The following is a 13,858-nucleotide window of genomic DNA, read 5'->3' on the forward strand; positions in this document are numbered from 1 at the left end:
AGTTTGGCAGTTGCGGCGCCGGCTCTCGTCTTGCAACGCTGAAAATTGGCGAAGCGGTCGCGACATCCAATCTCCCCCCTCGTGGGGGAGATGTCCGGCAGGACAGAGGGGGGCGCCGTAGAGCGCTGCCATCCCGCATCATTGTCTGGACGTCCGCCAAGTCTACTCAAACCGATCCGGCAAATGATGCTCCTCGGCAAGGTCGGAGAAGCGGGTGAACTCGCCCTGGAAGGCGAGGCTGACCGAACCCGTCGGGCCGTGGCGCTGCTTGGCGACGATGACTTCGGCCTTGCCGCGCATCTCGTTCATCTCGTTTTCCCACTTGACGTACTCGTCGGTGCCGGGCTTCGGCTCGCGGTTCTTCAGGTAGTATTCCTCGCGATAGACGAACATCACCACGTCGGCGTCCTGCTCGATCGAGCCGGATTCGCGCAAATCCGACAGCTGCGGGCGCTTGTCGTCGCGGCTTTCGACCTGACGCGACAACTGCGACAGCGCGATGATCGGCACGCTGAGTTCCTTGGCCAGCGCCTTCAGGCCGGTGGTGATCTCGGTGATTTCCTGCACGCGGTTCTGCGAGGATTTGGCGCTCGATCCCTGCATCAGCTGGATATAGTCGATGACGATGAGGTCGAGGCCGCGCTGACGCTTCAGGCGACGTGCGCGGGCCGACAGCTGGGCGATGGAGATACCGCCGGTCTGGTCGATGAACAGCGGGATCTTCTGCATGGTCTGCGAGCAGGCGACCAGCTTCTCGAAATCCATCTCGGAAATCTCGCCGCGACGGATTTTTGACGACGGGATCTCGGTCTGCTCGGAAATGATACGGGTGGCGAGCTGCTCCGACGACATTTCCAGCGAGAAGAAGCCGACGACGCCGCCATTGGCGGCCTTGAACGAACCGTCGGCCTGCTGTGCGGGCACATAGGCCTCGGCGATGTTGAAGGCCATATTGGTGGCCAAAGACGTCTTGCCCATGCCCGGGCGGCCGGCGATGATGATCAGGTCGGACGGCTGCAGGCCGCCCATGCGGCGGTCGAGGTCGCGCAGGCCGGTGGCGACGCCCGACAGGTGCCCGTCGCGCATATAGGCGGCATTGGCCATGTCGACGGCGGTCTTGACCGCATCGGTGAAGCTTTCGAAGCCGCCATCGTAGCGGCCGGTCTCGGCCAGCTCGAACAGGCGCCGCTCGGCATCCTCGATCTGCTCGGAGGGCGCCATGTCGACCGGCGCGTCATAGGCGATGTTGACCATGTCCTCGCCGACGGTGATCAGCGCGCGGCGCGTCGCCAGGTCATAAATGGCGCGGCCATAATCGGTGGCATTGACGACGGTGACGGCCTCGACGGCCAGCCGCACGACATATTGCGCCACCGTCATGTCGCCGACCTTCTCGTCGGCAGGCAGGAAGGTTTTTAGCGTGATCGGCGTCGCCACCTTGCCCATGCGGATGAGCTCGGCCGCCACCTCGAATATCTTGCGGTGCAGCGGCTCGTAGAAATGCCCGGCTTTCAGGAAATCGGAGACGCGGTAGAAGGCATCGTTGTTGACGAGGATGGCGCCGAGCAGCGCCTGCTCGGCCTCGATGTTGTTTGGTGCCTCGCGATAAAGCGGTGTTTCCGCCACGCCGAATTTGCGCGCTGCCTCAGCCATGATGTCCCCGAATTTCGATCCCGCATTCTCGATATCAGAACGGACAAAAGCCGGTGCTGACTTATCTGCAACAGTCCCTGTCCAACCAGATTTGATGCCCACTGTTCACAGGAGAGGCACACCGTCCACAGGACAGAATTCCCGTGCTCCGATTCCGGTTGACTCGGCAAGGTGATGATTCTGTCTATGATAGAACAAATAAGGAACAAAAGCAAGTTGCATGCAACCGCTAGACGGCATCGCCCCAGTCCAGCCGCCGCGCCACCTTGAACGCATCGCCGTCGCGCTTGGTGAAGAGCTTCTCGTCGGCGCTGCCGTCCAGCTCGCAAAGCTTGAGCACAACCTTGCCGGAGCCGGGTTTGGGCGGCGCGATCACCCGCGCCGCGCGCGAAGTCGCAGGATGCCGCGAGGCAGCGACGTAAATAAACTTCTCGTCCTCCCATGGCACGTCGGCGTCCTTGGCCAGCCGGTGCAGCCGCGAGCGGGCGACGCGGCGCGAAAAATGGCACCAGTCGGGCTGGGCGAGCGGGCAGCGCGCTTCATGCGGGCAGGGCGCCAGCATATGCGCGCCGGCTTCGATCAATTGCCGCCGCACGGCAAGGATGCGCTGCCAGCCGGCAGGCGTGCCTGGCTCGACGATCAGCAGCGTGTCGGCGGTGAGCTGCCAGAGCCGGTCGATCAGCTTCGGCAGCGATGCCGGCGTGATCTCGTCCAGCACATAGGCACAGCTGACCAGATCGGCCGGTCCGAGGCCGGCAAGGTCGATCGTGGCGTCGCCGGCCAGCCACTCCGTTCTGACGGGGATGGCATCACTGGCGAGCGACTGGCCGATCTTGCGCACCGCGGCGCTCGCTTCGAGCAGCACCGCCGCTTCGAGGTCGGGCCAGACGTCGGTGGTGGCCCAAAGCACCGTGCCAGGGCCGGCGCCGACATCGAGCAGGCTCTTCGGCGCGAAGCCGGGGCGGGCGTCCGCCAGTGCGTCGAGGCTGGCGCGCACCGCCGCGTAGGTCGCCGGCAGCCGCGTCGCCAGATAGGCCCTGACCGCCATCTCCTCGGCCATATGTAGGCGGCCGTCACGCAGTTCGGCCCGGTAGCGGTCGGACAGCGTTCTTGCCGCTTGCTTCAAGACAGACAGCGGCACTTTTTCCAGCATACGGTCGACCGCTTGCCGCAGCGGGGCGGGGAGTTCCACGGCTCAGGCTCCCCGGGGCGCGAGCAGGATGACCGAGGCGCCGACGATGCAGAGTGCCGCCCCTCCAAGATCCCAGCGGTCGGGACGCACACCTTCCACCAGCCACAGCCATCCAAGCGACGCCGCGATGTAGATGCCGCCATAAGCGGCATAAGCGCGGCCCGCGGCATTTGTGTCGACCAGCGCCAGCAGGAAACCGAACAGCGCCAGCGAGGCAAGCCCGGGCGCCAGCCACAACGGTGACCTCTCCAGGCGCCACCACGCCCAGAACGAGAAGCAGCCGGCGATCTCGGCAAGCGCGGCTGCGATGTAGATGAGGTAGGTCATGAAAGGTCTCGCGATAACGAGACCTTTTTCATGCTTGGGCAGGTAATGGCAAGACCAATGGCCGCGGGGCCGGCGCCCTTCTACTCCGCAACCTTGCGGCGGCGGGCCGGTTTGGCGACGGGCGCCTGGTGGCGATGGCCCATGTCGCGCATTTCAAGCGCCTTCTCGCATTTGCCGATGTAGTCGCGCGTCATCGGCAGCGTGTCGTTCTTCTTGGCGAGCTGGATCTGGAAGATCACCAGGTCCTGCCAGCGGAAGGCCGCTTCCGAGGCGGCCAGATAGAACTCCCACATGCGGCAGAAGCGCTCGTCGTAGATCGCCTTGGCCTTGTCGCGGTTGGCGGCGAAGCGCTCGCCCCAATGCTTCAGCGTGTCGGCATAGTGCAGCCTGAGCATCTCGACGTCGGTGACGACGAGGCCGGACTTCTCGATCGCCGGCATCACCTCGGACAAAGCGGGGATGTAGCCGCCCGGGAAGATGTATTTGCGGACGAAGGCGCTGGTCGCCCACGGCACGCCGGAGCGGCCGATCGTGTGCAAGAGCATGACGCCGTCCGGCTTCAGAAGCGTCGCCGATTTTTCGAAGAAGGTGCGATAGTGGTTGACGCCGACATGTTCGAACATGCCGACCGAGACGATACGGTCGAAGCGCTCGTTGAGCTCGCGATAGTCTTTCAGGTCGAAATGGACGCGGTTTTGCAGGCCCTGCGCATGCGCGCGGTCGGTGGCGACACCGTGCTGTTCGGTCGACAGGGTGACGCCTTGGACATCGACGTCGAAGTATTTCGCCAGATAGATGCCGAGCCCGCCCCAGCCGGAGCCGATGTCGAGCACGGTCTGGCCGGCCTTCAGCCTCAGCTTGGCGGCGATGTGACGTTTCTTGGCGGCCTGCGCTTCGTCGAGCGTCATGTCGGGCTGCTCGAAATAGGCGCAGGAATACTGCATGTCCTCATCGAGGAAGAGCCGGTAGAGGTCGCCCGACAGATCATAGTGGCGCTGCACGTTGCGGCGCGCGCGCGAGGCGGTGTTGATCTGCTGCAGGCGGCGGAAAGCATGGCGCAGGCCTTCGATCGCCTTCGACCAGGTGGCGTCGATGCCGCCGCTGCCCATGTTCTGGAAGGCGATGCGCATCACGCCTAGCACGCCGCCTTCGAGGATATCGAGCTCGCCATCCATGTAGGCTTCCGGCACCGCCAGCATCGGGTCGAAGGTGATGGCGCGTTCGGCGTGCTTGGTCTTGATGTGCATATGCACCGGCTCGCCGCTGCCGTCGCCGAAGATCACTGTCGAGCCCTTAGGCCCGGTCACCTTGAGATTGCCGGTGCGCACAAGACGGTCGAGAAGGCGCTTCAACAGGATATTCATGACCAAATGTTCCCTCACAGACATGCTGTGCTGGTGCATGACCCGAAAATCACAACCGGCTTTCGCCGGGGATCATGCGCCAATCCAAGGTGCCACAGCGCCCTTTGCGCGTCATAGGACGCCCGGGGTTGTAGTCTGCCTCAATATATAGGGGTTCGAAAAGTTCCGTTTGGCACAAAAATGCCCGGGCGCGAGGCCCGGGCATTGGTCCACAAAGGCTAAATGCCGACAAAGTGATCAGAGCGCTGCTCTGACACTGTGATCAGAGGCCGCTCTGACACTCCGTCGCGCGTGATCAGGCGTTCTCTTCGCCGCCTTCGAACTCGGCGTTCGGGTCGAAGAAGTTCTCCGGCCGCGCATTGTCGTTGATGTCTTCGCCATAGATGGCTTCGGCGGTGGTCAGCGTCTCGCCCTTGGCCTGGCGCTCGGCTTCGTCGGCCGTGCGGGCGATGTTGAGCGTGATGGTGACCTCGACTTCCGGATGCAGCGCGATCGCCACATTGGTCACCCCGATGGTCTTGATCGGCTGGTTGAGCTGGATCTGGTTGCGGTTGACCGAGAAGCCCTCGGCCGTCAGCAGGTCGGCGATGTCGCGGGTCGACACCGAACCGTACAGCTGGCCGGTCTCGCCGGCCGAACGCACGGCGATGAAGCTCTTGCCGTCGAGCTTCTCGGCAACCTGCGCGGCTTCCGACTTGCGCTCGAGGTTACGGGCTTCGAGCTGGGCGCGCTGGCCTTCGAACTTCTTCTTGTTGGCTTCGTTGGCGCGCAGCGCCTTGCCCTGCGGCAGCAGGAAATTGCGGGCAAAGCCGTCCTTGACCTTGACGGTATCGCCCATCTGGCCGAGGCGGGAAACGCGTTCGAGAAGAATGACTTCCATGGTTTTGTTCCTTCGTTTGGGCGCCCATCGATCGGCGCCGGATTGTCTGGAACAGGTCAGGAAGCAAAAGGGCGTTGCCGCCGGTGTCGCTGTCCTGCCTGTCGCGGCAGTTAGAGGCTTTTCACCTCAACTCGGGATTTGACGTTCAACCCTGCGGCGCCCGTCGCCGTGGGAGAAGAGCGGGCGGCGAACCGCCCGCCTCGAAAGTGTTAGCGAACCACGTAGGGCAGCAGGCCGAGGAAGCGGGCGCGCTTGATCGCCTTGGCGAGCTCGCGCTGCTTCTTCTGGCTGACGGCGGTGATGCGCGACGGCACGATCTTGCCGCGCTCGGAAATGTAGCGCTGCAAGAGGCGCACGTCCTTGTAGTCGATCTTGGGCGCGTTGGCGCCGGAGAACGGGCAGGTCTTGCGGCGGCGATGGAACGGGCGCCGGGTCGGGATCTGATTGATGTCGACCATTATTCTGCACCCCCTTCAAAGCCTTCGCGCGGACGGCGCGGACCACGATCGCCACCGGCGTCGCCGAACGAGCGCGGCGGACGATCGCCACGGTCGCCGCGATCGCGGTCGCCGAACGAACGCGGGCCACGATCGCCGCGGTCACGGTCGCCGAAGCCGCCGCGTTCCGAGCGCTCTTCGCGCTTCTGCATCATGGCCGACGGACCTTCCTCATGCGCCTCGACCTTGACAGTCAGGAAACGCAGCACGTCCTCGGACAGGCCCATCTGGCGCTCCATCTCGTTGAGCGCTGCCGGCGGGCAGTTGAGGTCCATAAGTGTGTAGTATGCCTTCCGGTTCTTGTTGACCCGGTAGGTGAGGGACTTCAGTCCCCAGTTCTCGACCCGGCCGACGGACCCGCCATTGGCGGAGATGACGCCCTTGTACTGTTCGACAAGCGCATCGACCTGCTGCTGCGAGAGGTCCTGCCGGGCAAGGAACACATGTTCGTAAAGAGCCATAGTGTATCAGTGCCTTTCTTCGTTTCTCTCCCGGACCCTCGCGGCAAAAGCCTCTGCAACTTCTCTGACCGCTGATCCCCAGTAAAAGGGGGCGGGAAGAAAGGAGCATTTCGAGACGGTCGAGAGCGGAGACACGGGAGGCGGAAGCGCTTCTGGCTTCACACACCGCTTTTCGAGAAAAGCAACGGCCCTCCGTTCAGCCCCCAGCAAGGACCGGCAGATTGCGGGCGTCTATACAGCAATTCCCGGGGAAGGCAAGGCCGGGCGGCGTTGCAGACAGCGTCCTTGGCGTCGCAGGGCCGAAGACACCAGGCTCAGCTGGTGTGGGCGACCGCCTTGTCGACCGTTTCGGGGAAGAAGTCGGGCGCGGCGCGGCGCTTGCCGAACATCATGTCGTATTGCAGCAGGCGGAAATCGTTGATCGCCGGGTCGATCTTCTTCTGCCGCGCCCAGTCGGGTGTCGCCTCGCCGGCCGGCGTCAAGAGAAGGTTGCGGTCGACGACGCGGTAGCGTTCGCGCAGCGCGCCGAGGAAGCCGGTGTAATAGGGATGCGTGATGCCGGCCGTGGTCAATATGTGGTAGGGCAGGAAGGCCGGGCTGACCGCGCCCATGTCCTCGGCCGGACCGGTGCGATTCGACCAGATGATCAGCGGCGTTTGATGATGCTCCAGCATCTGGTCGGCCGGCTCCTTGCGCGGCGCGACATTGTCTTTCATGAAGCCGGTCTCGACATAGACTGGTCCGAGCGGCGGCAGATGGTCGCCGAAAAAGGCGATCACCGTCGGCCGCTCGCGTTTCCTGGCCCATTCGATCAGGCGCTCTAGCCCGCGGTCCGCATCGGCGGAGCCTTCGGTGTAGCTGAGCAGCGATTCCCGCGCCCATGTGCTGATCGGCGCCTGCACCTTGTGGGTCGGATTGTAATAACGATAAGGCTCGTAGGGACCGTGGTTCTGCAGGCTGACGGCGAAGAAGAACACCGGGTCTTCGCTGGCATCGGCCTCGCGGATGATCTCGTCGGTCATTGCCGCATCGGAGGCCAGCGGTCCGCGCTTCTGCATCGGCGGCAGCGTCTCTTCCGAGCGGAAGTCGTTGAAGCCGAAATCGGCATAGACCGCGCCGCGGTTCCAGAACCAGTTGGTGCCCGGGTGAATGGCGCGCGCCCTGTAGCCCTCGCTCTTCAGGAAGGTGGCCAGCGAGGGCGTCGGCGAGCGCACATATTGCTGGTAGGGGATGGAGCCGGCCGGCAGGAAGGCGTTGGAAAAGCCGGTCAGCGCCTCGAACTCGATATTGGCGGTCATGCCGCCGAATTCGGGCGAGAACATGTAGCCCGAGCGCAGTGCCCGCACATTGGGGATCGGATCCGGCGTGATGGTGACGCCGGGCAGCTTGGTCGGATCCCAGAAGGATTCGCTCATCACGATGATGATGTCGGGCTTCTCGGCGGGCACCGATGCCGTCACCCCTGGCCTGTCGATCGCGGCGATCGCCTTGTCGGAATAGCCCGCCGGCGCCGAGACATGCGCCATCGGCACATTGAGCGCGAAGGCCAGCGCGAAACCGTTGGAGGCGTAGTTTTCCTTTTGGTCCCACATGATCGGAATGATCTGCAGCCGGTCGCGGGTCCACGAGAAGGTGGCGTAGTCCATGATCGAGACGAAGAAGGCGAGCAGCGGCACGGTCAGGGTCAGCCTGGCAAGGCGGCCCTTGCGGCTGAGGACCGGCACCCGGCGCCGCCACTGCCGCCAGCCATAGACGAGCAGCGACAGGCCGCCGACGATGCCGATCGCGATGGCCAGCGCGGTCATCGGTCGCTCGCGCACCAAAAGCGGCATCAGCGACATGATCTGCCTGGAATACAGGAAATCGGTCGGATAGAGCGGGTCGCCGAGATAGTGCGACTTCTGGTGGCCGACAAAGGCCAGCACCAGCGTCAGCGGCGCCACGATCATCAGGCTCTGGTGGCTGCGGCCGAGCACCGCGTCGAGACCAATCAGCACCAGCGCGAACACGATGATGGTGGTCCAGCCCGGCTTGAAGGGCTGCAGGAAGAAGCCGACCGTGCCGTAAAAGTCGCCGCGCACGATCCATTCGATGGCAAAAACCAGTATGGCGGAGGCGAGCAGGCTGATCAGGCCATAGCGTACGACCGGCCACTTCCGCCCCGGCAGATAGCCGGTGGACGGATCGCCTTCCAGAAACTGCGGCGCGCGTTTGGCCACGCCCTTTCCGATCCTTGCCACTTCACTTCCCCCGGCCCACGCAACGCGTCTTTCCCACTCGCGTCACTGATCTGTCATAGAACTGTCATGCAAAAGCTAGCGGCTGTGGCGAAAATAAGAAGAGCCAGCAAACGATTCGTGAGCGGTTTTCATCAGGTGTGATCGCCAAAAAGGCTTTCGGAACAGGGACTCGACCGGTTTTTCCGGCCGCAAGGAAGGCTGAAACGCTGCCCGCGGGCTTGACTTGGCCGTCCGCCTTGCGTCACAGGCAGGGAAAAACCAGCCTCTGGAGAAGCCCAAATGGCCGTCGCATTCACCTTTCCGGGACAGGGCAGCCAGGCTGTCGGCATGGGCAAGGATCTGGCGGATGCCTTTCCCGAGGCGCGCAAGGTGTTCGAGGAAGTCGACGACGCGCTCGGCGAAAAGCTGTCGAAACTGATCTGGGAAGGGCCGGAAGAGACGCTGACGCTGACCGCCAACGCCCAGCCGGCGCTGATGGCGGTGTCGCTGGCCGCCATCCGGGCGCTGGAAGCGCGCGGCTTTTCGCTGAAGGACAAGGTGTCTTACGTCGCCGGCCATTCACTGGGCGAATATTCGGCCCTTGCCGCAGCCGGCTTCGTTCCGGTCGCCGATGCGGCGCGGCTGCTGCGCGTGCGCGGCAATGCCATGCAGGCGGCGGTGCCGGCCGGCGAGGGCGCCATGGCGGCCATCATCGGGCTGGAACAGGCCGATGTCGAAGCCGCCTGCGCCGAGGCCGCTCAAAGCTCAGTTTGCCAGATCGCCAACGACAATGGCGGCGGCCAGTTGGTGATTTCGGGCGCCAGGGCCGCGGTCGAGCTGGCGGCAAAACTCTGCACCGAAAAGGGCGCCAAGCGGGCGCTGATGCTGCAGGTCTCGGCCCCCTTCCATTCGGCGCTGATGGCGCCGGCGGCAGCGATCATGCGCGAGGCGCTGGCCGGCGTGGCGAAGAACGCGCCGCTGGTGCCTGTCGTGTCCAACGTCTCGGTCACGCCGACCAGCGATCCCGACGAGATCGCCCGCCGCCTGGTCGAACAGGTAACCGGGCGCGTGCGCTGGCGCGAAACGGTGGAATGGTTCGGCACCAACGGCGTCACGACGCTCTACGAAGTTGGCGCCGGCAAGGTGCTGTCGGGACTGGCGCGACGCATCAACCGCGATGTCGCCACCGCGGCCGTCGGCACGGCGGCCGATGTCGAGGCGGCGCTGGCCGTGCTTGCATAATCCACTGGCGATTTGACCCCACCCATGTGAAGGGTGTCGTCTGAGATTCAGGAGACAAAAATGTTCGAACTGACCGGCCGTAAGGCGCTCGTCACCGGCGCAACCGGAGGCATCGGCGAGGCGATCGCTAGAGTGCTGCACGCGCAGGGCGCCATCGTTGGCCTGCATGGCACGCGCGTCGAGAAGCTGGAGACGCTGGCTGCCGAGCTCGGCGACCGGGTCAAGCTGTTTCCGGCCAATCTGTCCGACCGCGACGAGGTCAAGGCGCTCGGCCAGAAGGCGGAGGCCGAGCTCGAAGGTGTCGACATCCTCGTCAACAATGCCGGCATTACCAAGGACGGCCTGTTCGTGCGCATGTCGGATGCCGACTGGGATGCGGTGCTGGAGGTCAACCTCACCGCCGTGTTCCGGCTGACGCGCGAACTCACCCATCCGATGATGCGCCGCCGGCATGGCCGCATCATCAACATCACCTCGGTGGTCGGGGTGACAGGCAATCCCGGCCAGACCAACTACTGCGCCTCCAAGGCCGGCATGATCGGCTTTTCCAAGTCGTTGGCGCAGGAGATCGCCACCCGCAACATCACCGTCAACTGCGTCGGCCCTGGCTTCATCGAATCGGCCATGACCGACAAGCTCAACGACAAGCAGAAGGAGACGATCATGGCGGCGATCCCGACCCGGCGTATGGGCACCAGCGCCGAGGTCGCCTCTGCGGTCGCCTATCTCGCCTCCAATGAAGCGGCCTATGTGACCGGCCAAACCATTCATGTGAATGGCGGCATGGCCATGATCTGACGGACCAAGGTCCGGCGGGTTGTGAAAAGGCCCATTTCGGCTTGGACCTCGGCCATTTTTCGTGTAATGCGGCCCGCAACCCGGCGGTTCGGGCAAAAACCGGTCCTGTTTGTTGTGTTTCCGGCGGGACCATCTTTCAGCTTGATTAGCGGCATTCCGCCCGCTAACGAAGACAGACAACCAAAAGACGAGGATGCCCCAAATGAGTGACACCGCAGAGCGCGTCAAGAAGATCGTCATCGAGCATCTTGGCGTCGACGCCGACAAGGTGACGGAGCAGGCGAGCTTCATCGACGACTTGGGCGCTGACAGCCTCGACACGGTCGAACTCGTCATGGCCTTCGAAGAAGAATTCGGCGTCGAGATCCCGGACGATGCGGCCGAGACCATCCTGACCGTCGGCGATGCCGTGAAGTACATCGACAAGGCCTCGGCCTGAGGCTTTTCGCAGGCATTACCGGGGAGGACCTGCGATGAGGCGTGTCGTCGTCACGGGCCTTGGCCTGGTTTCGCCGTTCGGCATGGGCTTCGAGCATGGCTGGAAGGAACTGCTGACCGGCCGCAGCGCCGCCAAGCGTGTCACCGAATTCGAAGTGGAGGATCTTGCCTGCAAGATCGCCCACGTCATTCCGCGCGGTGACGGCTCCAACGGCTCGCTCAATCCCGAAGCCGTGCTCGAGCCGAAGGAACTGCGCAAGATCGGCGACTTCATCCTGTACGGGATCGCGGCCGCCGACGAGGCGCTGAAGGATTCCGGCTGGGAGCCCCAGACCGAGCAGGAGCGCTGCGCCACGGGCGTCATGATCGGCTCCGGCATCGGCGGCCTCGAGGGCATCGCTGAGAACGCGCTGATCCTGCACGAGCGCGGACCGCGCCGCATCAGCCCCTTCTTCATTCCCGGAAACATCATCAACCTGGTGTCCGGCCAGGTGTCGATCCGGCACGGGCTGAAAGGCCCGAACCACGCCGTCGTCACCGCTTGCTCGACCGGCGCGCATGCCATTGGCGATGCCGCCCGGCTGATCATCTTCGGCGATGCCGACGTGATGCTGGCCGGTGGCGCCGAATCGCCGGTGACCCGGCTTTCGCTTGCCGGCTTCGCCGCTTGCCGGGCGCTGTCGACCGAGCGCAACGACACACCGGAAAAAGCCTCCCGTCCCTATGACCGCGACCGCGACGGCTTCGTCATGGGCGAGGGCGCCGGCGTCGTAGTTCTCGAAGAACTCGAACACGCCAAGGCGCGCGGCGCGAAAATCTATGCCGAGGTCACCGGCTATGGCCTGACCGGCGACGCCTACCACATCACCGCGCCCGCCGAAGACGGCGACGGCGCCTTCCGCTGCATGACGGCGGCGCTGAACCGGGCGAAGCTGTCGCCCGCCGACGTCGACTACATCAACGCGCACGGCACCTCGACCATGGCCGACACGATCGAGCTTGGCGCCGTCGAGCGGCTGGTCGGCAACGCGGCGTCGAAGATCTCGATGTCGTCGACCAAGTCGTCGATCGGCCATCTTCTGGGCGCGGCGGGTGCCGCCGAGGCGATCTTTTCGATCCTCGCCATCCGTGACAACATCGCGCCGGCCACCATCAATCTCGACAACCCGGAACGTGAGACGGCGATCGACCTGGTGCCGAACACGCCGCGTTCCAGACAGATCGACGTGGCGCTGTCCAATTCCTTCGGTTTTGGCGGCACCAACGCCTCGCTCGTCTTCCAACGCTACAATGGCTGAACAGCCGGCCGGCAGGCGTCCCCGAACCCTGTCGTCATTTTTGCCATATTCGCCCCTACTCTGCCCCAGGGGATTCGTCGAAATGACAGATAGTAGGGCGCTATGAACACAAATCCGGGCGGCGGAGAATTCGGACAGCAGCAGGCCGCATCCAGTCCGATCGTGCCGAAGACGGCCGCCGAGGCCTTGCGGCCCGAGGCCGGCACGCCGCCGCCAAGGCGCTCGCGGGCCTCGCGCAGCCAGATCGTCGTGTTCATGAACTTCGTCATCTCCTCGGTGATGCTGCTGGTTCTGGCGGCCGGCATCGCGCTCTATTTCGGCAAGCAGGCGTTCAACGAGCCCGGCCCGTCGGCCGCCGGCGACACCTTCCTGGTCAAGCCGAACACCGGCGTCCAGGATATCGCCGACCAGCTCGAGCGGCGCGGCCTGATCAGCGACGCCCGTATCTTCCGCCTTGGCGTGCGCGCCAACGGCAATGATTCCGCGCTGAAGGCCGGCGAATACGAGATCAAGGCCCGGGCTTCGATGCGCGACATCATGGAGCTTTTGAAGAGCGGCAAGTCGGTGATGTATTCGCTGACCATCCCGGAGGGGCTGACGGTCGAGCAGGCGCTGCAGCGCATCGCCGAGCAGGATGCGCTGACCGGCGACATGCCTGCGACCGAGCCGTCCGAGGGCAGCCTCGCCACCGACACGCTGCGCTTCACCCGTGGCGCCACGCGTCAGCAGATGGTCGACAAGCTGCTGGCCGACCAGAAGAAGCTGGTAGAGGAGGTCTGGCAGCGGCGCGCGCCTGATCTACCCTTGGCCAATATCAACGACTTCGTCACGCTGGCCTCGATCGTCGAAAAGGAGACGGGCAAGGGCGACGAGCGCTCGCGCGTGGCCGCCGTCTTCCTCAACCGGCTGGCCAAGGGCATGCGTCTGCAGTCCGATCCGACGATCATCTACGGCCTGTTCGGTGGTAAGGGCAAACCTGCCGACCGTCCGATCTACCAGTCGGACATCGACAAGCAGACGCCCTACAACACCTATCTGATCAACGGCCTGCCGCCGACACCGATCGCCAATCCGGGCCGTGCGGCACTCGAGGCGGTCGCCAATCCGTCCAAGACCGACGACCTCTATTTCGTCGCCGACGGCACCGGCGGCCACGTCTTTGCCTCGACGCTGGAAGAGCACAACCAGAACGTCGCCCGCTACCGGGCGCTGCAGAAGAAGCAGGCCGACGACGCCGCCAAGGCCGGGGCCAAGGTGGAAGGCCAGACCGATGCCCCCGCCGATGCCGGCGATAGCGGCGACGCCGGTGGCGATGCGGGGGCCGCCCAGTAGCGCCGGGTGGTTTTTAAATCGTCCCTTGCGGGATGCGCTGATTTTTGAAGAAAACGTACGGCGCCGGCTTGAAGGCACCAGTCGTTTCGGCATTTTGTAGCCGCGCGTGGTTTGACCGGGAACGGGTTCCTGGATCACGCGCCAAGGGGCGTACGGG

General features: G+C 64.3%; 13 protein-coding genes. 5 read left to right on the top strand and 8 right to left on the bottom strand.

Features of this window, described 5'->3' with window-relative positions:
* Nucleotides 1-162: 162 nt before the first annotated feature.
* The 8 genes from ACFX5Q_RS19900 to ACFX5Q_RS19935 form a co-directional block, all read right to left on the bottom strand.
* Complete coding sequence (locus ACFX5Q_RS19900) at nt 163-1,653, bottom strand: replicative DNA helicase (protein WP_404280711.1); 1,491 nt, start codon at nt 1,651-1,653, stop codon at nt 163-165.
* A 229-nt stretch (nt 1,654-1,882) separates the two neighbouring features.
* Complete coding sequence (locus ACFX5Q_RS19905; RefSeq protein ID WP_404280713.1) at nt 1,883-2,845, bottom strand: small ribosomal subunit Rsm22 family protein; 963 nt, start codon at nt 2,843-2,845, stop codon at nt 1,883-1,885.
* 3 nt (nt 2,846-2,848) lie between these two features.
* Nucleotides 2,849-3,172 (bottom strand): YnfA family protein, encoded by a 324-nt coding sequence (locus ACFX5Q_RS19910; RefSeq protein WP_404280715.1) that lies wholly within the window; start codon nt 3,170-3,172, stop codon nt 2,849-2,851.
* Between the two features lie 80 nt (nt 3,173-3,252).
* Entirely contained in the window at nt 3,253-4,536 is a 1,284-nt protein-coding gene (locus tag ACFX5Q_RS19915; protein ID WP_404280718.1) for a class I SAM-dependent methyltransferase, read from the bottom strand.
* A gap of 295 nt (nt 4,537-4,831) precedes the next feature.
* A complete protein-coding gene (gene rplI, locus ACFX5Q_RS19920; RefSeq protein ID WP_404280720.1) occupies nt 4,832-5,416 on the bottom strand; it encodes a 50S ribosomal protein L9 in 585 nt (194 codons plus the stop codon).
* Between the two features lie 209 nt (nt 5,417-5,625).
* Nucleotides 5,626-5,874: a 30S ribosomal protein S18 gene (rpsR, locus tag ACFX5Q_RS19925; protein WP_006203718.1), complete on the bottom strand. Its 249-nt coding sequence runs from the start codon at nt 5,872-5,874 to the stop codon at nt 5,626-5,628.
* Complete coding sequence (gene rpsF, locus ACFX5Q_RS19930) at nt 5,874-6,374, bottom strand: 30S ribosomal protein S6 (RefSeq protein WP_192181295.1); 501 nt, start codon at nt 6,372-6,374, stop codon at nt 5,874-5,876. The genes rpsR and rpsF overlap by 1 nt, the downstream gene beginning before the upstream one ends.
* A 314-nt stretch (nt 6,375-6,688) precedes the next feature.
* Complete coding sequence (locus ACFX5Q_RS19935) at nt 6,689-8,614, bottom strand: LTA synthase family protein (protein ID WP_404280736.1); 1,926 nt, start codon at nt 8,612-8,614, stop codon at nt 6,689-6,691.
* Between the two features lie 279 nt (nt 8,615-8,893).
* On the opposite strand from ACFX5Q_RS19935, the gene fabD reads away from it, so the two are divergent.
* The 5 genes from fabD (at nt 8,894) to mltG (ending at nt 13,701) form a co-directional block, all read left to right on the top strand.
* The gene (gene fabD / locus ACFX5Q_RS19940; protein WP_404280738.1) at nt 8,894-9,835 is read left to right on the top strand and encodes an ACP S-malonyltransferase; all 942 of its coding nucleotides are present in this window, start codon (nt 8,894-8,896) and stop codon (nt 9,833-9,835) included.
* A gap of 60 nt (nt 9,836-9,895) precedes the next feature.
* Nucleotides 9,896-10,633, top strand: coding sequence for a 3-oxoacyl-[acyl-carrier-protein] reductase (gene fabG / locus ACFX5Q_RS19945; RefSeq protein ID WP_404280740.1), 738 nt, complete (start codon nt 9,896-9,898; stop codon nt 10,631-10,633).
* 202 nt (nt 10,634-10,835) lie between these two features.
* Nucleotides 10,836-11,072, top strand: coding sequence for an acyl carrier protein (locus ACFX5Q_RS19950; RefSeq protein ID WP_006203723.1), 237 nt, complete (start codon nt 10,836-10,838; stop codon nt 11,070-11,072).
* A gap of 34 nt (nt 11,073-11,106) precedes the next feature.
* Complete coding sequence (gene fabF / locus ACFX5Q_RS19955) at nt 11,107-12,369, top strand: beta-ketoacyl-ACP synthase II (RefSeq protein ID WP_404280745.1); 1,263 nt, start codon at nt 11,107-11,109, stop codon at nt 12,367-12,369.
* Nucleotides 12,370-12,471: 102 nt separating this feature from the next.
* Nucleotides 12,472-13,701 (top strand): endolytic transglycosylase MltG, encoded by a 1,230-nt coding sequence (mltG, locus tag ACFX5Q_RS19960; protein ID WP_404280746.1) that lies wholly within the window; start codon nt 12,472-12,474, stop codon nt 13,699-13,701.
* Nucleotides 13,702-13,858: the final 157 nt, after the last annotated feature.

Source organism: Mesorhizobium sp. IMUNJ 23033 (assembly GCF_044778005.1).
Lineage (GTDB): Bacteria > Pseudomonadota > Alphaproteobacteria > Rhizobiales > Rhizobiaceae > Mesorhizobium > Mesorhizobium amorphae_A.

What these genes read in the sequence shown, in the direction of transcription:
- ACFX5Q_RS19900 (WP_404280711.1), bottom strand. Translation starts at nt 1,653, where the DNA reads ATGGCTGAGGCAGCGCGCAAATTCGGCGTGGCGGAAACACCGCTTTAT.
- fabF (WP_404280745.1), top strand. Translation starts at nt 11,107, where the DNA reads ATGAGGCGTGTCGTCGTCACGGGCCTTGGCCTGGTTTCGCCGTTCGGC.
- ACFX5Q_RS19950 (WP_006203723.1), top strand. Translation starts at nt 10,836, where the DNA reads ATGAGTGACACCGCAGAGCGCGTCAAGAAGATCGTCATCGAGCATCTT.
- fabG (WP_404280740.1), top strand. Translation starts at nt 9,896, where the DNA reads ATGTTCGAACTGACCGGCCGTAAGGCGCTCGTCACCGGCGCAACCGGA.
- ACFX5Q_RS19910 (WP_404280715.1), bottom strand. Translation starts at nt 3,172, where the DNA reads ATGACCTACCTCATCTACATCGCAGCCGCGCTTGCCGAGATCGCCGGC.
- rpsF (WP_192181295.1), bottom strand. Translation starts at nt 6,374, where the DNA reads ATGGCTCTTTACGAACATGTGTTCCTTGCCCGGCAGGACCTCTCGCAG.
- rplI (WP_404280720.1), bottom strand. Translation starts at nt 5,416, where the DNA reads ATGGAAGTCATTCTTCTCGAACGCGTTTCCCGCCTCGGCCAGATGGGC.
- ACFX5Q_RS19915 (WP_404280718.1), bottom strand. Translation starts at nt 4,536, where the DNA reads ATGAATATCCTGTTGAAGCGCCTTCTCGACCGTCTTGTGCGCACCGGC.
- fabD (WP_404280738.1), top strand. Translation starts at nt 8,894, where the DNA reads ATGGCCGTCGCATTCACCTTTCCGGGACAGGGCAGCCAGGCTGTCGGC.
- mltG (WP_404280746.1), top strand. Translation starts at nt 12,472, where the DNA reads ATGAACACAAATCCGGGCGGCGGAGAATTCGGACAGCAGCAGGCCGCA.
- rpsR (WP_006203718.1), bottom strand. Translation starts at nt 5,874, where the DNA reads ATGGTCGACATCAATCAGATCCCGACCCGGCGCCCGTTCCATCGCCGC.